Raw genomic sequence first — 17758 nt, forward strand, 5'->3', positions numbered from 1 at the left:
AAACCTTCTGTTGGCTAACGGCATTCGAAAGTCTTGACAGGAACCCTCGTGTGTTAGCCTCACCCGGTCCGGGGTGGGTACGACGGGGGAGAGTTCATGCAGCTGTCGGGGCCTCAGCTCTCGCACGAGGACATGCAGCGCGCCGCTGAGGTGATCGGTCAGGTGAAGACTGCACTGGCCGCGAAGATCGTCAGCCAGAACACACTGCAGCAATCGTTGCTCATCGGCCTGATCGCCTCCGGCCACGTGCTCCTGGAGAGTGTCCCCGGGCTGGCGAAGACGACCGCGGCCAAGACCCTGGCCCAGAGCCTCGACGCGCGGTTCCAGCGCATCCAGTGCACGCCGGACCTGTTGCCGAGTGACATCACCGGCGGGCAGATCTGGGATCAGAAGGCCGGCGAGTTCAAGGTGTCCCTCGGGCCGGTGCACGCCAACATCGTCCTGCTCGACGAGATCAACCGTTCGTCGGCGAAGACGCAGAGCGCGATGCTCGAGGCCATGGAGGAGCGCCAGACCACCATCGGCGGCAACGTCTACGCGCTGCCCAACCCCTTCCTCGTCCTGGCGACGCAGAATCCCATCGACCAGGAGGGCACCTACCAGCTCTCCGAGGCGCAGATGGACAGGTTCATGTTGAAGGACGTCCTGACCTATCCGACGATCGACGAGGAGGAGGAGGTGATCGCGCGGGTGGCCAGCGGAGTGATCGATGCGCCCTCCAATGGCGCGGCCGTCGACCTCAACCGGATCCTCTGGCTGCAGTCGGTCTTCAAGCGCGTGTTCATCGACCGGTCGATCGTCAAGTACACGACCTACATCGCCGCTGCGACGAGGACGCCGCGCAACGTGCTCGATCCCAAGCTGGCCGATCTCATCCAGTACGGCGCCAGCCCCCGTGCGACGATCGCGCTGTGCCGGGCGGCGTGTGCACACGCCTTGATCAACGGCAGGCCCTATGCGGTGCCCGATGACGTCAAGGCCGTCGCGACGCGCGTGCTGCGGCACCGGATCGTGCTGAAGTACCAGGCTTCCGCCGAAGGCATCACCCCCGAATTCCTCGTCGACGGCATCCTGCATCGCGTTCCGACGCCGTAGACCATGGGAGAGATTCTCAATCGGGTCCGCACCCAACTCGACTTCGATCCGCGATCGGTCGGGATGCGGATGCGATCCCGCAAGGTCCTCGAAGGCGGACACACGTCATTGCAGTTCGGCCGTAGCGACGACTTCGTGGACTTGCGTGAGTACGTCGCCGGCGACGACGTCCGCGACATCGACTGGCGGGCGTCGGCACGCAACACGCATCTGGTGGTACGCCGCTACGTCGCCGAGAAGGCGCAGGAGTTCCTCCTCGTCGCCGACGTCGGGGCGAACATGCTGGCGCTCGCACCGAGCGGGGAACGCAAGCGCGAACTGGCGGTCTACGCACTCGGTGCCGTCGGCCTCGTCGCGTGTGCACAGTCGGACAAGATCAGCCTCGTCTACGGCGACGAGCGCGGCTCGTCCATCGAGCCCGGCAAGATGGGCGAGGATCACCTCGAGCAGGTGCTGAACCTCGTGAACGACGCCGACATCGAGATCGGCACCCCCTCGAACGTGGTGAAGCAGCTCGAGTTCGTCGCGGCCAACCTCGACAAGCGCTATGCCGTGTACGTCGTCTGCGACCAACCAGAGGTGACGCCCGAGTTGGAGCAGGCCGCCATGGCGGTCCGTTCGCGCAACGCCATCCATTGGATCCTCGTCGAGGACCTCGACGTCATCGGTCGTCCCGACGGCGCCGACGAGGTCATAGACGTCAGCACCGCTCGAGCGCTGGTGGCCCCGCCGCTGCTGGGTGCGAAGGTCCTCGACGCCTACCGTCGCGCCGAAGCTGCCAGACATGCTCAGTGGCAACAGTTCACGGCGCGCCTCGGCAGTCCGTGCGTGCGAATCGCGTCGATTCGGGATGTCGGTCCGGCTCTCACTGCGCTCGCGCAGCAGGAGGGTCGACGTGCCTGAGGACGCCAACTACGTCGACTACCTCTTCGGCCCCCTGACGTACTCCGCGTGGTGGGTGGTGAGTGCGCTGTTCGTCGTCCTCCTCATCGCGGCGTGGATCGCGGGAGTATGGGTGTGGACGTTGCCGGTGGACGTCCTTCGCGGGATCCCCGTCATCCGCACCGTGACGTTCAAGGTGCTGCGGTTCAAGTTCATTCGTACGTTGAACGGGATCGAGCGATCGCATCGCGACGGACTCGTGACGACGCGCGACGCGTTCCACGACATCAGTCGAGTCTTTCGTCTGTACGTCAGGTTCCGCACCGGATATCAGGCCCGTGAGATGACTGCGACGGACGTCGCGAACAGTCCGTTGTCACCGGCCGCGCTGAACGTCCTGCTGATGGCGTATCCGGGCCAGTTCAACGAGGTCGACCCACGCACGGTGCCAGCCGTCGTCGATGCCGCACGGACGGCGGTGGCGACGTGGACCTGAGATGGCCGCTGCTGCTGGTCCTCGTCGTCGTCGCCATCGGGGTCGTCGGCTTCCTCGCGATCAAGCGGACACGCCACGGGTGGCAGGGTGAACTGCCGCTGTTGGCCCGGTCGTACCGGCTGACGTCCCTCCCCGAGTATCAACGGGCGCTGCGCCTACACGAGCGGGTGTCCGCCGCGGCTCTGGTGGTGTCCATCGTGGCCACCGCAGCCCTGATCGGGGCGACCGCGCGGCCGACCTGGACCTACGATCCGAGGGCGGACGACACGAACACCCCGCACGTCGACATCATGCTGTGCTTCGGCCCGGGCTCGTCGTTGTACGGCGGTACTCTCAGCGACTTGCGTCCCTTGTTCGAGACGCTCGGCGGCATCGTGGAGACGTTCGGGAACCAGCGAATCGGCATGACCAACTCGCTCTACCGCGCGTTCCCCATGACCGCTGACCGGGAATGGGTGGCCGAACGCTTCGGGGAGATCGTCGGCGTGATGAAGGAGGTCGACGCGCCGAAGAACGGCTACGACTACGTCGACCGGCTCGGCTACTTTGAAGCGAAAGCGCCGGCTTACGGCAGCGGCCCGCCGGCCTTCACGCCTACGGTGCTGGACACCCTGGCGATGTGTGCCACGGGGTTGCCGGCCGTCGGTTCGGACAACGGTCGAGGCCGGATGATCCTGTACTTCGGTGACGCCGAATTGCCGGACGACCCGGGCACCTACACCTTTTCCTTTACTCCACCGGCGGCTACACCGTTGTTCTCCAAGGCGACCCTTGAGGACACCGTGAAGACGGCGGGCATCCAGGTCAACGCGGTCGTACCCGAGATGAGCACCCAGCCACTCGGGTTCGTCGAGAAGTTGGTCGGTGACACGGGTGGCCAGCACATCGAGTACACGCAGCTCAGTTCCGAGGAGGCCGCAGACCGAGGAAAGGCCGACAAGCAGCAGGAGGAAATTTCGAAGGCCGTCGAGAAGATTCTGGACAACCCACCTCCGTCTGCGCTCGACCAGGTGCAGCAGTCGGCGGCGTTGCCGTTCGACTGGGACGTCCCGGACCTCCTGCTACAGCTCGCGCTGGTCGCGTCGATCGCACTGGCGGCGCTGAGGTGGGGGATGCGGCTGTGAATGTGACTCTCGCTCCGGTGTTCCCGATCTGGCTGATCGTCGTGCTCGTCGTGATAGCGATCCTCCTCCGTGTGGGCGCCCTGGTTGCCGTCAGCCGCCGTCGGGGCCGCCGACCCGATCGTCGGACGTGGTTCCGGTTCGCGATGGCGGTTCTCGCCGTCCTGTGCCTGGGAACGGCGGCCACGCGCCCCGGAGACGAGTCGGACGCGGAGCGGCCACCGCGGCTGGCGGACCTCGCAGAGGAAGCCAACATGAACGTCTTCCTCGTGGTGGATCGATCACTGGCACTCGACGCGAAGGACTTCGACGGATCCAAGACGCGACTGGAGGGTGTCAGGGCCGATCTGCAGACGATCCTCGGCGCGCACCCGACCGCACGGTTCGGGCTGGTCTCCTACGGCGACTCCGCGCGCGTGGAGTGGCCGCTGTCGCCGGACACCTGGAGCCTCATCCCGTTCCTCGCGCAGTTCACCCCCTACGGCGGTGTGGACGCCCAGTACGAAGGCGAGACCGGCGTCGACGTCGCCGCGCCGGGTTCCGTGCTGTCCGAGCAGTTGAACCGCGGCGCCCAGGAGTATCCGGGTGCGGCGAACGTGGTCTACGTCCTGGGTGGCAGCAGCGACTCGGACTCGGGCGCGCTCGACGTTCCGAAGGGTCTGGTGTCCGGGGGTGCGGTGCTCGGTTACGGCACGGAGGAGGGCGCCGACGTCGAGCATCAGGACGGGAAGTACTCGTTCGACTCGGAGACCACCCACTACGAGCTCAACGCAACCGCACTCGAGGCTGCGGCCGACAGCATCGACGTGCCCTATCTCCACCGCGAGGAGGGCAGCCTGCCCGCCGACGCACTGGTGACGGACGTGCCGGTGGCCGCCCCGGTCTTCGACGTCACCCCAGACGTCCCGCACCCGAATCGGATCGAGTACTACTGGCTGTTCGCCGGAATCGCCGCCGCCTTGTTCGGAGTGGAGCTGTACGGTCTTGCGCGGCATTGGATTCGGCGCCGCAACGGAGGAGTCCGGTCATGACGCGAACGCTGGCGGAGAGAACCGAGGACGAGGCGCCGCCCGTGGTCCGCCCGGGCCGGCTTCGCCTCCGGCGCAGACTGCTCCTGTGGTCCATCCCCGGACTGCTGCTGCTGTCGCTGCTGGCGTTCAAGCTGGCCAGCGTCGGCATCCTCGGAAATCGGCTACCCGCGCAGTTCGCAGCGCAGGATCAGGCGGCCATGGCATCGACACTCGGGTGGATCGGCATGGGGAACATCGGTCGTGGCTTCCGAGAACGCCTCGCGGCCGGCGATCTGGCGATGCTCGAACGCGACCTTCCGACCGCACTCGAGGAGTTCACGGCTGCGCATCGGGCGGAGCCCGACTCGTGTCCACCTCGGGCGAACTTCGCGATCACCTCGGAGACCGTCAGTGACTCCGAACTGCGACAGGGCAACTTCATTCGGGCGCTTGCGTTGCTCGAGCCGGCATCCACGGCGGCCCTCGACGACAGGGAATGCTTCTCGACGACGCCGGCCAGCTCTCCGGTGGTGCGAGACTTCGTCATTCAGACTCCGGACCGGCTGAACGCCAAGCTGGCGTCGCTGAAGGCCGGATACATCACCCAGACGCCCGAGGGGTTCGACTACATCAAGGCGCCCGGGGGCACGATCCTGCCACCGCCGCCGCCGCAGACGGTGACCATCAAGCCCTGCCCGTACGAGGAAGACGACTCGGCGATGCGGGACTGCATCACCGTGCGAGACAAGGAACGGGCCGCGAAGGTCGCTCAGGGGTCGGGCCAGTCGACGCCGCAGCAGCCGCAGCAGCCGCAGCAGTCGCAGGGCGGCGGCCAGGGACCGTCGCAGGGAGGTTCGGGCTCCGTGCCCGGTGAGCAGGGCGGCGAGACCGACGACGGACCGCAGTTCCCGGGCCCGGTCGAGGCGGACCCGAATGCACCCAGCTTCTGCACCACGGACGGGACTCCGCTCGGTGACCTCGCGGCAGCGCTCTGCTCGACGTCGGGGCCGTTGCCATGAACCCGCAAATCGGCCCGGGCGACGGCTGGTCGTTCGAGACACCCCCGACCAAAGCGCCTCGCCGAATCACCAAGCGCTGGTTGATCATCGGCGGCATCGTCGCGCTCGTCGTCGTGCTCCTCGGCGGCACGATGCTGTGGGCGGCGAAGCCCGAGCCGATCACTCCTGCCACGCCGCGCTTCGAGATCGTGGACAAGCCGCTGCTCAGCGACGAACCCCCGACCGTGATCAAGAATGGAATCAAGCCCAGGACGCTCTACCCGCCGGGCTACACCGACACGGACTACAGCAAGTCGACCCTCAACCTGAACATCGACCCCGCCAAGGACTACGACAAGACGGTCACTCCGCCGGAATGCGGCAAGGACCCCCTAGAGCAGATCGAGCACAATCTCGATCGCCGTGACACCACCCGGTATGGGCGATACCCGGTCGACTTGAGCATGTACCCGGTGGACGACCCGGGCGGTAACGCCGAGGATTCCGGCGGGTTCTTCGTGTCCGTGTTCCCCGCGGAGGACCCGGTCAGTCTGCGAGTGTTCCGGGACTGGTTCACACGCTGCCAGAGCGCGCAGGTGACCTATACGGTCTCTCAGAACGGACAGGTCATCGAGTCGACGACGGAGCCGTTCGAGCAGAGCCTTGCCGACGCACCGAGTTCGATGGCCAGCGATTCCTTCGCGGTGACGCAGAGGGATGATCCCGAGGATTCGTGCGACTACTACGGGCTGGTTCGAGGCATGATCGTCAACGTCCTGTGCTCCAAGTCCGTCAAGGACGCAGGCGTCGAATTGTTCCGGACGGTCGTCCGCCGCGTCTACGACATCTGACGGCTAGCGCCTGAAGAGCTTGTTGCCGAGCCACACGACCGGGTCGTACTTGCGGTCGGCGACGCGCTCCTTCATCGGGATCAGCGCGTTGTCGGTGATCTTGATGTGCTCGGGACACACCTCGGTGCAGCACTTGGTGATGTTGCAGTAGCCGAGCCCGTGCTCGTCCTGAGCTTCCTCCGCGCGGTGGGCGTGCGTGTCGAGCGGATGCATGTCAAGCTCCGTCATCCGCATCAGGTAACGAGGCCCGGAGAAGTTCTCCTTGTTCTCCTCGTGGTCGCGCACGACGTGGCAGACGTTCTGGCACAGGAAGCACTCGATGCACTTCCGGAACTCCTGGCTGCGGTTCACGTCCTCCTGCTGCATCCGGTACTCACCGGGCTGCAGGTCCTTGGGTGGTGTGAACGACGGGATCTCGCGCGCCTTCTCGTAGTTGAACGAGACGTCGGTGACGAGGTCGCGCATGACGGGGAATGTCCGCAGCGGCGTCACCGTCACGGTTTCGTCCTCGCCGAACGTCGACATCCGCGTCATGCACAGCAGGCGCGGCCGACCGTTGATCTCCGCCGAGCATGATCCGCACTTGCCCGCCTTGCAGTTCCACCGCACGGCGAGGTCGCCCGCCTGGGTGGCCTGCAGGCGGTGGATGATGTCGAGCACCACCTCGCCGTCGTTCACCTCGACGGTGTAGTCCTTCAGTTCGCCGCCGGTGTCGTCTCCGCGCCAGACTCGCAGGCTCGCGTCGTATGCCGCCATGGTTCAGCCCTTCCGTTGCGGATGGTCGTGCAGTTCTTCGTCGGTGTAGTACTTCTCGAGTTCGGACAGCTCGAAGACCTCGAGCAGGTCCGGCCGCATGGGCGTCTGCTCCTCGCGGGTGACGGTCACCTCGGGTGCGACCGCTTCGGTTCCCACGCCGTCGTTGACCGTCTTGCAGACCAGCAGCGCGTTGCGCCACTTGTTGTCCATCTGCGGGAAGTCGTCGCGGGTGTGGCCGCCGCGGCTCTCGGTGCGTTGCAGCGCCGCCTTGGCGACGCACTCGCTGACCAGCAGCATGTTTCGCATGTCGATCGCGAGGTGCCAGCCGGGGTTGAAGACCCGGCCGCCCTCGACGGTGACGTTCAGGTAGCGCTGCTTGAGTTCGTCGATCTTGGCGAGGACTTCCTGCAGTTCGTCCTCCTTGCGGATGATGCCCGCGAGGTCGTTCATCGACTGCTGGAGTTCCGCGTGCAGCGTGTACGGGTTCTCGGGGTTCTCCTTGCGCTCGAACGGCACCAGCGCCAGCGTCGTCGCAGCCTCGATGTGGTCGTCGGTGACCGTGGGCCGGTCCGACGACAGCGACCGCACGTAGTCCGCGGCGCCCATCCCGGCGCGTCGGCCGAAGACGAGGAGGTCCGACAGCGAGTTGCCGCCGAGGCGGTTGGAACCGTGCATGCCGCCCGAGCACTCGCCTGCGGCGAACAGGCCGGGGGTGGCCGCGCCGCCGCTGTCGGGGTCGACCTCGATGCCGCCCATGACGTAGTGGCAGGTCGGCCCGACCTCCATCTCGTCCTTCGTGATGTCGACCTCCGCCAGCTCGATGAACTGGTGGTACATCGACGGCAGACGGCGCTTGATCTCCTCGGCGGGCATGCGTGAGGCGATGTCGAGGTAGACGCCGCCGTGTGGGGTGCCGCGGCCTTCCTTCACCTCGGTGTTGATGGCGCGCGCCACCTCGTCACGGGGCAGCAGGTCGGGCGTGCGACGTGCGGAGTCGTTGTCCCTGAGCCACTGATCGGCTTCCTCGGGCGTCTCGGCGTACTGCCCCTTGAAGACGTCGGGGATGTAGTCGAACATGAACCGCTTGCCCTCGGAGTTCTTCAACACGCCACCGTCACCGCGCACGCCCTCGGTGACCAGGATGCCCTTCACGGACAGCGGCCAGACCATGCCGGTCGGGTGGAACTGGATGAACTCCATGTTGATCAGACCCGAGCCAGCGCGCAGCGCGAGCGCGTGGCCGTCGCCGGTGTACTCCCACGAGTTCGACGACACCTTGAAGGACTTGCCGATGCCGCCGGTGGCCAGCACGATCGCGGGCGCCTCGAACACGACGAACTTGCCGGTCTCGCGGTAGTAGCCGAAGGCGCCGGCGATGCGGTCGCCGTCCTTGATCAGGTCGGTGACCGAGCACTCGTGGAACACCCGGATGCGGGCGTCGTAGTCCCCGAGTTCCTTGAAGTCCTCCTGCTGCAGCGAGACGATCTTCTGCTGCAGGGTGCGGATGATCTCGAGTCCGGTGCGGTCGCCGACGTGCGCGAGGCGGGGGTAGGTGTGCCCGCCGAAGTTGCGCTGGCTGATCTTGCCGTCCTTGGTGCGGTCGAATAGCGCGCCGTAGGTCTCGAGTTCCCAGACCCGGTCCGGAGCTTCCTGCGCGTGCAGTTCCGCCATCCGCCAGTTGTTGAGGAACTTGCCGCCGCGCATGGTGTCGCCGAAGTGGACCTGCCAGGAGTCCTTCGTGTTGACGTTGCGCATCGCCGCCGCGCAGCCGCCCTCGGCCATCACGGTGTGGGCCTTGCCGAACAGCGACTTGGTGACCACCGCGACGCGGAGTCCGCGCTCGCGCGCCTCGATCACCGCACGAAGACCCGCACCGCCGGCGCCGATCACGACGACGTCGTAGGAGTGCCGCTCCACCTGAGCTTCATCCGAAGCCATCTGTTACATCCTCGCTTGATCTTGTATTGAGTTGTCAGCCAATGAATCTGAGGTCGGAAATCGTGCCGCTGGCAACCAGCATCACGTAGAAGTCGGTCAGCATCAACGTGCCGAGGGTGATCCACGCGTACAGCTTGTGCCGGGTGTTCAGGACACTCACCTTGGTCCAGAACCAGTACCGGATCGGATGCTTGGAGAAGTGCTTCATCCGCCCGCCCACGACGTGGCGGCAGGTGTGGCAGGACAGCGTGTACACCCACAGCATCACGACGTTGACGACCAGGATGACGTTGCCGAGACCGAAGCCGAAACCGCCGGGGCCGTCCTCGGAGTGGAACGCCTTGATCGCGTCCCAGGTGTTGATCAGCGAGATGATCGCCGCGATGTAGAAGAAGTAGCGGTGCAGGTTCTGCAGGATCAGCGGGAAGCGTGTCTCGCCGGTGTAGTGGGCACGCGGCTCGGCTACGCCGCAGGCCGTCGGCGACTGCCACACGGAGCGGTAGTAGGCGCCCCGGTAGTAGTAGCAGGTGATCCGGAACAGCAGCAGGAAGGGCAATGACAGCAGCGCGTACGGCAGCAGCGAGAACGGGCCCGAGGTCGGGAGGAATTGCGGCCAGAACTCACTGGCCTCGCCGCACGCCTTGCTCAGACAGGGAGAGTAGAACGGCGTCAGGTAGTGGTACTTCTCGACGAAGAAGTCGTCGCGCATGAACGCCCGCACCGTCGCGTAGATGACGAATGCGGCGAACCCGAGGTCGGTGACGATCGGCGAGCGCCACCACTGGTCGGTGCGAAGCGTGCGCTCCGGGATCTGCGCGCGCGTCGAGGAGAAGACGCCGGTGCCCTTGCGGTCATCGGTGGGTGCGCTCACGTGCTGTGCCTCACTGTAGTTCGAATGCGTCCCGGGGGACCTTGGGTGTCAGTCGAAGGGTGACGTGAGGGGCCCCTCGTCGTCCACGTCCTGCCAGAAGTCGCTGGCGTACTGCGTATCCGGGATGCCGATCTTCTCGCCGACGTGATGATGGGTGTGTACTACCCCGCGAGATAGATCCAACTCCTCGGCATCGATGTCGAGCCGATCGATGTCGTTGAGGATGCGCTCCGCGTCGTTGACGATGCGGCGCATCGCCGGCGTATCCCCGTAGCGTGATGCGAGCGAGGTGACGCAGCGGCGCATGCCGCTGATCAGTTCGTGGAGCTGGTCGAGTTCAGTGGTCGTGGACAACGAGATGACCTCCTTGGGCTGAAGGGTGTCTTGAATCACATTACGCAAGCGATGCTAGCCACATCACCCCGTTCGGAGTGACACGAGTCACGTTACTGATCGAAGGAGACAAGGTGCCGGAGCAGCAATTCACGCCAGCCTTGAAGGACCGCGCGGCCACGTTGCTGGCCCTGCACGTGCCGGGCACGCCGGTGGTGCTGCCGACGGTGTGGGACGCCTGGTCGGCGAAGCTCGCGGTCGACGCCGGCTTCAGCGCGCTGACGGTCGGCAGTCATCCCGTGGCCGACTCGATCGGCAAGGAGGACGGCGAGGGCATGTCGTTCGACGACCTCCTCGCGCGCGTCGCGCAGATCACCGGTGCGGTCGACGTCCCGCTGTCGGTCGACGTCGAGTCCGGGTACGGCGAGCCGGCTCAGCGGATCATCGAGGGGTTGCTCTCGGTGGGCGCGGTGGGGCTCAACGTGGAGGACACCGTGCACAAGGAGGGCAAGCGCATCCGCTCGGCCGAGGAGCACGCGGCACTCATCGGCGACCTCCGCAGGGCGGCCGACGCCGCCGACGTGCACGTGGTGCTCAACGCCCGCACGGACCTCTTCCTACGTCAGGACGGCGACGAGGCCGACCGCTTCGACCGCGCGGTGTCCCGACTCAAGCTGGCGGCCGACGCCGGCGCCGACAGCCTCTACCCGGTGGGTCGGCACGACGACGAGACGTACCGGCGGCTGGTGGCCGAGCTGCCGCTCCCGGTCAACGCGATCGCACAGCCCGATCAGGACGATCCCGCGTCGTTCGGGCCGCTCGGCGTGGGCCGCATCAGCTTCGGGCCGTTCTGGCAGGGCGCACTCGCCGTCCGCGCGAAGGAGATCCTCGGTCGCTGGCAGTAGCAGCCGGCGCGCCTCAGGTCATCGGGCTCATCACGTCGCGCACCAGCTGGGTGATGTTGGTGCCCGGATCGCCGTCGGGGAAGCTGACCGTGGCCAGCACGTTGCCGCCGGCGTCCGCGAAGTTCTGATCGGCCCGGCCCTGGTGGGTCGACGAGGTCACCAGGATGATGCCGGTGGCGCCGGCCTTCTTGGCCAGCGGGACGGAGAACTGGGCGTTCTGCACGGTGCTGTTCGCGCGGTCCTCGACGATGATCCGGCTGGCGGGCATGCCCAGCATCATCAGCGTGTTCGCCATGGCCCCCGCCTCGGTCTGGCCGTTGCGTGCGTTGCCGCCGGTGACGATCACCGGTGCCTGCGGATAGCTCTGGGCGACGGCGAGGCCCGTGAGGACGCGGGTGTAGAGGATGGGCCGCATCGCGCCCTGCGGGGTCAGGCCGTACCCGAGGATCACGATGGCCGGCTTGCTGAAGTCCTTGCCCGCCGGCTGGGCGGCGGCCGTGGCGGGCGCGCCTGCGGGGGCTGCGCCGGCGAACAGCGTCGCGACGGCGAGGACGGCGGCGGCCGCTGCGGACTTCCAGCGCATGTGTTCTCCATGGGTCTAGCGAGGCGTGTGGTGTCTGCAGTTGTCATCGATCACGACGGGACCGCTGTTACCGCTGAGGCGCCGGGACGGCTCACGAGTACCGGCCGTGGGCGGTGAGGACACCGTGATGGTCGTGTCACACGACGCGACATGGCTGCAACGTCGGGTCCCTACGTTCTGGTCATGCGCGCATCGAAACGCGTCGTGGTCATCGGCCACGGCATGGTCGGACACCGCTTCGTCGAGGCTCTGCGGGCGCGCGACGACGCAGACCAGTGGCACGTCGTCGTCCTGGCCGAGGAGGCCGACGCCGCCTACGACCGCGTGGGACTCACCGGGTACACCGAGCACTGGGACCGGTCCCGGTTGGCGCTGCCCGGCAACGGCTACGCCGGCGACGACCACGTCGAGCTGATCCTGCGCGACGCCGTCACCCGCATCGACCGGGCCGGACGCACCGTCACCACGGCGCTGGGTCGTCGCGTCCCCTATGACGCGCTGGTCCTCGCTACCGGCTCCTACGCCTTCGTCCCACCGGTGCCCGGACACGACCTGCCGCAGTGTCACGTCTACCGCACGCTCGACGACCTCGATGCGATCCGCGCGGCAGCGGTGGCCGCCGGCGGGTCGAAGTCACCGGTCGGCGTCGTGATCGGCGGCGGGCTCCTCGGTCTCGAGGCGGCGAACGCGTTGCGCGCCTTCGGTTTGTCGACGCAGGTGCTCGAGATGTCACCGCACCTGATGGCCGCCCAGCTCGACGGCGCGGGCGGGGCACTGCTGAACCGGATGGTCCGCGGCCTCGGCATCGAGGTGCACACCGGCGTCAGCACCGAGAGCATCCAGCCGATCCAGAAGAACAAGCCGCTGCGCAAGTCCCAGGACGACGATTCCGTCCGGGTGACGCTGAACGACGGCAGCACCATCGACGCCGGCCTGGTCGTCTTCGCCGCCGGGGTGCGTCCCCGCGACGAACTGGCCCGCCACGCCGGTCTCGACGTGGCCCAGCGCGGCGGCGTGCTCACCGACAGGTCATGCGTCACCAGCGATCCGAACGTCTACGCGATCGGTGAGGTGGCGGCCATCGACGGCCGGTGCTACGGGCTGGTCGGGCCCGGCTACACCAGCGCCGAGGTCGTCGCGGACCGGCTGCTCGGCGGTGAGGCGGAGTTCGGCGAGGCCGACATGTCCACCAAGCTCAAGCTGTTCGGCGTCGACGTCGCCAGCTTCGGTGACGCCCACGGGCGGACCCCCAACTGCCTCGACGTCGTCGTCAACGACCCGGTCAAGCAGACCTACGCGAAGCTGGTGCTCTCCGACGACGCCAAGACGCTGCTCGGCGGAATCCTCGTCGGCGACGCGTCGGCGTACGGCGTGCTGCGCCCGATGGTGGCCAGCGAACTGCCGGGTGATCCGCTGTCGCTGATCGCGCCTGCCGCAGAGGGTGGTTCGTCCGGCCTCGGCGTCGGATCACTGCCGGACATCGCCCAGATCTGCTCGTGCAACAACGTCACGAAGGGCGATCTCAAGGACGCCATCTGCGGTGGCTGCACCGACGTGGCCGACCTCAAGAAGTGCACTCTCGCCGGTACCTCGTGTGGATCGTGCGTCCCGCTGCTGAAGCAGCTGCTGGAGGCGGAGGGGGTCGAGCAGTCGACGTCACTCTGCGAACACTTCAGTCAGTCGCGCGCGGAGATGTTCGAGATCGTCGCCGCCACCGAGATCCGCACGTTCTCAGGGCTGATCGAGAAGTTCGGCACCGGGAAGGGTTGCGACATCTGCAAACCCACCGTCGCTTCGATCCTGGCATCCACCAGTTCGGAGCACGTCCTCGACGGTGAGCAGGCGTCGCTGCAGGACAGCAACGACCACTTCTTGGCCAACATCCAGAAGAACGGCAGCTACTCGGTGGTGCCGCGGGTGCCCGGTGGCGACATCACCGCCGAGCAGCTCATCCTGATCGGCGAGGTGGCACGGGACTTCGGCCTCTACACCAAGATCACCGGCGGTCAGCGCATCGACATGTTCGGCGCGACCGTCGACCAGCTGCCCGAGATCTGGCGCCGACTCGTCGACGGCGGCATGGAATCCGGTCAGGCGTACGGCAAGTCGCTGCGGACGGTGAAGAGCTGCGTGGGCAGCGACTGGTGCCGCTACGGGCAGCAGGACTCCGTGCAGATGGCGATCGACCTGGAGCTGCGCTACCGCGGCCTGCGCGCGCCCCACAAGATCAAGATGGGCGTCTCCGGATGTGCCCGTGAGTGCGCCGAGGCCCGCGGCAAGGACGTCGGGGTGATCGCCACCGAGACCGGCTGGAACCTCTACGTCGGCGGCAACGGCGGCATGACGCCACGGCACGCCGAACTGCTGGCCGGTGACCTCGACGACGAGACGCTGGTCCGCTACGTCGACCGGTTCCTGATGTTCTACCTGCGCACGGCGGACCGACTGCAACGCACCGCCCCGTGGGTCGAGGCGCTGGACGGCGGCATGGACCACCTGCGCGACGTCGTGGTGCACGACTCCCTGGGCCTAGCGACCGAGTTCGAGGCGGCCGTCGAGCGACACGTCGACGGCTACGCATGCGAGTGGAAGGGCGTCCTCGACGATCCGGACAAGCTGTCGCGGTTCGTGTCGTTCGTCAACGCGCCCGAGGAGGCCGACCCCACCATCGAGTTCGAACGGCGATCCGGCCGCAAGGTACCCATCGGCATGCCCAAACTGCCGAGCTGACAGGAGTTCTCGTGACACTGCTAGACGACCACCGCGTCGACGTCTGGATCGCCGCCTGCCCGTACGACCGTCTGATCCCGTGCCGCGGGGTAGGCGTGCTGCTGCCGGACGGTCGACAGGTGGCGCTGTTCCGTCTCGACGACGGCACGCTGCACGCCGTCGGCAACGTCGACCCGTTCTCCGGCGCGGCGGTGATGTCGCGCGGCATCGTCGGCGACCGGTCGGGCCGGCCCTGCGTGCAGACGCCCATCAAGAAGCAGGCGTTCGCGCTGGCGGACGGGCAGTGCCTCGACGCGCCGGACGTGGCGCTGCCGGTGTACCGCACCCGCGTGACGGCGGCCGGCGTGGTCGAGATCAGCGCCTAGCCCACGCTCCTCGACGAGTGTGGGGCTTACGTACGCAAATTCGCCGAAACACGTACATAGGGCCCACAGTCGCGGCGCGACCCCAGCACTACGCCGCAGTCGCCACCTGCGCCCGGCGAAACCGGTTGGCGATCAGGCGCAGAACGCCGGGATGCGCACCGAGCGGATCGGCGACGGCGTCGGCACCCGACTCCCGCAGCCGGTCCTGGAACAGCCCGTCCGCCAGCAGGTAGGACGCGACGACGACCCGGCGCGCGCCGGCGTCGCGCAGGGCGGTCACCGCCTCGGCCACGCGCGGTTCGCCGGTCGCCGCGTACGCCAACTCCACCCGATCGCCGAGTGCGGCCGAGAGCATCGCCGCGGTGATGCGCAGATCCCGCAGCGCGCCGGCGTCGGAGGTGCCGGCGGCCGCCAGGACGACGGAATCGCCCGGCCGCCAACCGCACTCGAGCAGCCGGTCGGACAGCACGTGGATCAGCTGCGGTGCGGGTCCGAGCGCCTCGGTGACGGTGACGTCGGCATGCCCGCAGGCCTCGACGTGTGCGGGGATGTCGACGCGGACGTGATAGCCGCGCGCCAGGAACGCGGGCACCAGGACCGCTGGGGTACCGGCGACGTCGGCCAGTACGTCCGACGGCGTCGGCCCGACGACGTCGACGAACGCCGTGCGGACGGGGGTCCCGAGCAGCGGGCCGACGCGCTCGGCGAGGTCGGCGATCATCGCGACGCCGCCGGGCTTGCGGGTGCCGTGTGCCACCAGGATGGGGATCATGCCGCGCCCGGGTCGTCGACGGCCAGGCGGTAGCCGCGCTTCACGACGGTCGAGACGATCTGCCTGTCTCCCAGCGCCGTTCGCAGTCGCAGCACCGCGGTCTCGACGGCATGGGTGTCGCTGCCGCTACCGGGTAGCGCCCGCAGCAGGTCGACGCGCGAGACGACGGCGCCCGGCCGGGTGGCGAGCGCGCGGACGGTCGCCATGGACGCGGGCGACAGTTCCTTGACCACGCCGTCGACGAGGACGCAGGTGCCGCGGATCTCGAGGGTGTGCCCGGCGACCTGAACCATGCGGGACTGCAGGATCGGGAGTTCGTCGGTGATGTGTCGGGCCAGGGCGCCGAGCCGCATCCGCTCGGGAGACGACGTCGGCACGCCGAGGCGGACGAGGGGGCGCGCGGTGACCGGGCCGACGCACATCGCGTGCACCTCGCTGCGCAGCGCGGACAGCACGTCTGCCTCGACGCCGAGTTCGGCGGCCCGCATCAGGACCGACGCGACGGCAGGTGCGGCGGTGAAGCTCACCGCGTCGAACTTGCGATCGCCGATGTCGAGCACCAGCTGGTCGAACGCACCGCCGTGCGGCGCGGGATGCCAGCGGTACACGCGGATCGGGACGACGTCGGCGCCCGCGGCACGCAACTCGTCGATGAACTCCGGGAACGGATCCCAGTCGTCGGTGGCGCCGTGCAGCTGGACGGCGATCCGGAGGCCGGAGATGCCGCCCTCGAGCAGGTACTGCAGTACCTCGCGCGACGACTCCGAATCCGGCGACCACTCCTCGGGCAAGCCGGCCGCCCGCAGCGCGCCGGTGGCCTTGGGTCCCCTCGAGACGATCCGCGCACCAGACAGCGCCTCGGTGAGGTCGGCGGCCAGACCCCACCCGTCGGCTGCGGCCATCCAGCCACGGAGGCCGATGCCGGTGGTCGCGATCACGATGTCCGGGGCCGACGCGATGAGCGCCTCCGTGTGCCGGCGCAGCTCGTCGTCGTCGGGCAGTGGCACCATGGCGATCGCTGCGGCGCAGGTCACGGCGGCACCGCGGCGGCGCAGCAGCGTCGCCAGCTCCTCGGAACGTCGTGCCGAGGTCACGGCCACGCGGAAACCCGTCAGTGGCGCCCCGCCCGGCTCAGTCATGACCCAAGTGAAGAGACATCGTGTTGCGGAGCTGTTACGCAGCCGTTGCCGTGGCATGTCACCACCGGGAGCCGGTGACCCGGCCGTGAACATGGGCTCACCGCATGCGCCGGGCGGGTGTGAGGTGCGGTCACGACCGACGCTCCAGGTCGACGACCAGGGGACGGTGGTCCGAGAGCGGCACCTCGGGAGCATGGACTCCGGTGACGACGAGGCCCGGATCGTCGGTCAGCATGTGATCGAGCTGGCGGGTGGGCCCGTGGGCGGGGAACGTCAGCGCATCGGCCAGCGGGCGCAGCCGCGACCAGCGGCGCACCGCGGCCGGCGTCATGTTGAGGTCGCCGGTGAGCACGTGCGGGCCGGGGCAGCGCCGCATGTCGTCGATCACCCGCCGCAGTTGCCGGCGGTTCCAGCCGGGCACGAAGGACAGGTGGGCGTTGCCGACCACGAGCGGGCCGAGAGGAGTCTCGAACGCGCCGATGATCACCGATCGCGGTTCCTCGTCGACGATGATGATCCTGCGGGTTCCCGGGATGTACACCGGAACCTTGATGGGGATGCGGGGCAACCGGGCGGTCTGCCAGGTCGTGGCCGGATACCGCGACAGCAGGGCGATTCCGTAGGCGGCGGAGTCCGGACTCTCCCCACCCGTGGCGGCCATCCACGTCGCTCCCGGAACGCCGGACATGGCGGCGACGAAGCGGTGCGACCGGGCACCCATCGCCTCGGCGGCGACCGCGGTGAGGTCCGCCATGCCCGACCGGGGCTGCTCGCGGTCGACCTCCTGCAGGGCCAGCACGTCGACGTCGAGGTCTTCGATCACCCGGGCGAACCGGGCCACGTCCACTCCGTCGTCGAGGTTTCGGCCGTGCAGAATGTTGAAGGTCGCCATCCGCATGGGTACTTGATACCC

General features: G+C 67.8%; 18 protein-coding genes. 10 read left to right on the forward strand and 8 right to left on the reverse strand.

What is annotated here, in order from left to right:
* Positions 1-96 precede the first annotated feature (96 nt).
* The 7 genes from G6N64_RS08040 to G6N64_RS08070 are packed head-to-tail and all read left to right on the forward strand — an operon-like array spanning position 97 to position 6453.
* Positions 97-1095, forward strand: a complete 999-nt coding sequence (locus G6N64_RS08040) for an AAA family ATPase (RefSeq protein ID WP_163796415.1) — start codon at positions 97-99, stop codon at positions 1093-1095.
* 3 nt (positions 1096-1098) lie between these two features.
* The gene (locus tag G6N64_RS08045) at positions 1099-1998 is read left to right on the forward strand and encodes a DUF58 domain-containing protein (protein ID WP_163796416.1); all 900 of its coding nucleotides are present in this window, start codon (positions 1099-1101) and stop codon (positions 1996-1998) included.
* Positions 1991-2473 carry a hypothetical protein gene (locus G6N64_RS08050; protein ID WP_246231034.1) on the forward strand — a complete coding sequence of 161 codons (483 nt, stop codon included), beginning with the start codon at positions 1991-1993 and terminating at the stop codon, positions 2471-2473. Before G6N64_RS08045 ends, G6N64_RS08050 begins: the two co-directional genes overlap by 8 nt.
* Positions 2464-3597 (forward strand): hypothetical protein, encoded by a 1134-nt coding sequence (locus G6N64_RS08055; protein ID WP_163796418.1) that lies wholly within the window; start codon positions 2464-2466, stop codon positions 3595-3597. Before G6N64_RS08050 ends, G6N64_RS08055 begins: the two co-directional genes overlap by 10 nt.
* The gene (locus G6N64_RS08060; RefSeq protein WP_163796419.1) at positions 3594-4625 is read left to right on the forward strand and encodes a vWA domain-containing protein; all 1032 of its coding nucleotides are present in this window, start codon (positions 3594-3596) and stop codon (positions 4623-4625) included. Before G6N64_RS08055 ends, G6N64_RS08060 begins: the two co-directional genes overlap by 4 nt.
* On the forward strand, positions 4622-5623 hold the full coding sequence (locus G6N64_RS08065; protein ID WP_163796420.1) for a hypothetical protein: 1002 nt from the start codon (positions 4622-4624) through the stop codon (positions 5621-5623). Before G6N64_RS08060 ends, G6N64_RS08065 begins: the two co-directional genes overlap by 4 nt.
* A complete protein-coding gene (locus G6N64_RS08070; RefSeq protein ID WP_163796421.1) occupies positions 5620-6453 on the forward strand; it encodes a hypothetical protein in 834 nt (277 codons plus the stop codon). Before G6N64_RS08065 ends, G6N64_RS08070 begins: the two co-directional genes overlap by 4 nt.
* A gap of 3 nt (positions 6454-6456) precedes the next feature.
* Here the strand turns inward: G6N64_RS08070 and G6N64_RS08075 are convergent, their stop codons facing one another.
* From G6N64_RS08075 to G6N64_RS08090, 4 genes are read right to left on the reverse strand one after another with little or no spacing between them, the layout of a single operon-like run.
* Entirely contained in the window at positions 6457-7209 is a 753-nt protein-coding gene (locus G6N64_RS08075; protein WP_163796422.1) for a succinate dehydrogenase/fumarate reductase iron-sulfur subunit, read from the reverse strand.
* 3 nt (positions 7210-7212) lie between these two features.
* A complete protein-coding gene (locus G6N64_RS08080) occupies positions 7213-9147 on the reverse strand; it encodes a fumarate reductase/succinate dehydrogenase flavoprotein subunit (protein ID WP_163796423.1) in 1935 nt (644 codons plus the stop codon).
* A gap of 34 nt (positions 9148-9181) precedes the next feature.
* Entirely contained in the window at positions 9182-10018 is an 837-nt protein-coding gene (locus G6N64_RS08085; protein ID WP_163796424.1) for a succinate dehydrogenase subunit SdhC, read from the reverse strand.
* Between the two features lie 48 nt (positions 10019-10066).
* Positions 10067-10372 (reverse strand): Rv0250c family protein, encoded by a 306-nt coding sequence (locus tag G6N64_RS08090; protein ID WP_163796425.1) that lies wholly within the window; start codon positions 10370-10372, stop codon positions 10067-10069.
* 113 nt (positions 10373-10485) lie between these two features.
* Between G6N64_RS08090 and G6N64_RS08095 the strand changes: the two genes are divergently transcribed.
* On the forward strand, positions 10486-11256 hold the full coding sequence (locus G6N64_RS08095; protein ID WP_163796426.1) for an isocitrate lyase/PEP mutase family protein: 771 nt from the start codon (positions 10486-10488) through the stop codon (positions 11254-11256).
* A gap of 13 nt (positions 11257-11269) precedes the next feature.
* Here the strand turns inward: G6N64_RS08095 and G6N64_RS08100 are convergent, their stop codons facing one another.
* A complete protein-coding gene (locus tag G6N64_RS08100; protein ID WP_163796427.1) occupies positions 11270-11839 on the reverse strand; it encodes a YdcF family protein in 570 nt (189 codons plus the stop codon).
* A gap of 183 nt (positions 11840-12022) precedes the next feature.
* Between G6N64_RS08100 and nirB the strand changes: the two genes are divergently transcribed.
* Positions 12023-14569 (forward strand): nitrite reductase large subunit NirB, encoded by a 2547-nt coding sequence (gene nirB, locus G6N64_RS08105; protein ID WP_163796428.1) that lies wholly within the window; start codon positions 12023-12025, stop codon positions 14567-14569.
* Positions 14570-14580: 11 nt separating this feature from the next.
* Positions 14581-14934 (forward strand): nitrite reductase small subunit NirD, encoded by a 354-nt coding sequence (nirD, locus tag G6N64_RS08110; RefSeq protein ID WP_163796429.1) that lies wholly within the window; start codon positions 14581-14583, stop codon positions 14932-14934.
* An 88-nt stretch (positions 14935-15022) separates the two neighbouring features.
* On the opposite strand, the gene G6N64_RS08115 is transcribed toward nirD, so the two are convergent.
* The 3 genes from G6N64_RS08115 to G6N64_RS08125 form a co-directional block, all read right to left on the reverse strand.
* Positions 15023-15706, reverse strand: coding sequence for a sirohydrochlorin chelatase (locus tag G6N64_RS08115; protein ID WP_163796430.1), 684 nt, complete (start codon positions 15704-15706; stop codon positions 15023-15025).
* On the reverse strand, positions 15703-16845 hold the full coding sequence (locus G6N64_RS08120) for a uroporphyrinogen-III synthase (protein ID WP_163796431.1): 1143 nt from the start codon (positions 16843-16845) through the stop codon (positions 15703-15705). Before G6N64_RS08120 ends, G6N64_RS08115 begins: the two co-directional genes overlap by 4 nt.
* Positions 16846-16975: 130 nt before the next feature.
* On the reverse strand, positions 16976-17743 hold the full coding sequence (locus G6N64_RS08125) for an endonuclease/exonuclease/phosphatase family protein (RefSeq protein ID WP_163796432.1): 768 nt from the start codon (positions 17741-17743) through the stop codon (positions 16976-16978).
* Positions 17744-17758: the final 15 nt, after the last annotated feature.

Source organism: Mycolicibacterium sediminis, from assembly GCF_010731735.1.
Lineage (GTDB): Bacteria > Actinomycetota > Actinomycetes > Mycobacteriales > Mycobacteriaceae > Mycobacterium > Mycobacterium sediminis.

What these genes read in the sequence shown, in the direction of transcription:
- G6N64_RS08075 (WP_163796422.1), bottom strand. Translation starts at nt 7,209, where the DNA reads ATGGCGGCATACGACGCGAGCCTGCGAGTCTGGCGCGGAGACGACACC.
- G6N64_RS08080 (WP_163796423.1), bottom strand. Translation starts at nt 9,147, where the DNA reads ATGGCTTCGGATGAAGCTCAGGTGGAGCGGCACTCCTACGACGTCGTC.
- G6N64_RS08120 (WP_163796431.1), bottom strand. Translation starts at nt 16,845, where the DNA reads ATGACTGAGCCGGGCGGGGCGCCACTGACGGGTTTCCGCGTGGCCGTG.
- G6N64_RS08045 (WP_163796416.1), top strand. Translation starts at nt 1,099, where the DNA reads ATGGGAGAGATTCTCAATCGGGTCCGCACCCAACTCGACTTCGATCCG.
- G6N64_RS08125 (WP_163796432.1), bottom strand. Translation starts at nt 17,743, where the DNA reads ATGCGGATGGCGACCTTCAACATTCTGCACGGCCGAAACCTCGACGAC.
- G6N64_RS08070 (WP_163796421.1), top strand. Translation starts at nt 5,620, where the DNA reads ATGAACCCGCAAATCGGCCCGGGCGACGGCTGGTCGTTCGAGACACCC.
- G6N64_RS08065 (WP_163796420.1), top strand. Translation starts at nt 4,622, where the DNA reads ATGACGCGAACGCTGGCGGAGAGAACCGAGGACGAGGCGCCGCCCGTG.
- G6N64_RS08115 (WP_163796430.1), bottom strand. Translation starts at nt 15,706, where the DNA reads ATGATCCCCATCCTGGTGGCACACGGCACCCGCAAGCCCGGCGGCGTC.
- G6N64_RS08040 (WP_163796415.1), top strand. Translation starts at nt 97, where the DNA reads ATGCAGCTGTCGGGGCCTCAGCTCTCGCACGAGGACATGCAGCGCGCC.
- G6N64_RS08100 (WP_163796427.1), bottom strand. Translation starts at nt 11,839, where the DNA reads ATGCGCTGGAAGTCCGCAGCGGCCGCCGCCGTCCTCGCCGTCGCGACG.
- nirB (WP_163796428.1), top strand. Translation starts at nt 12,023, where the DNA reads ATGCGCGCATCGAAACGCGTCGTGGTCATCGGCCACGGCATGGTCGGA.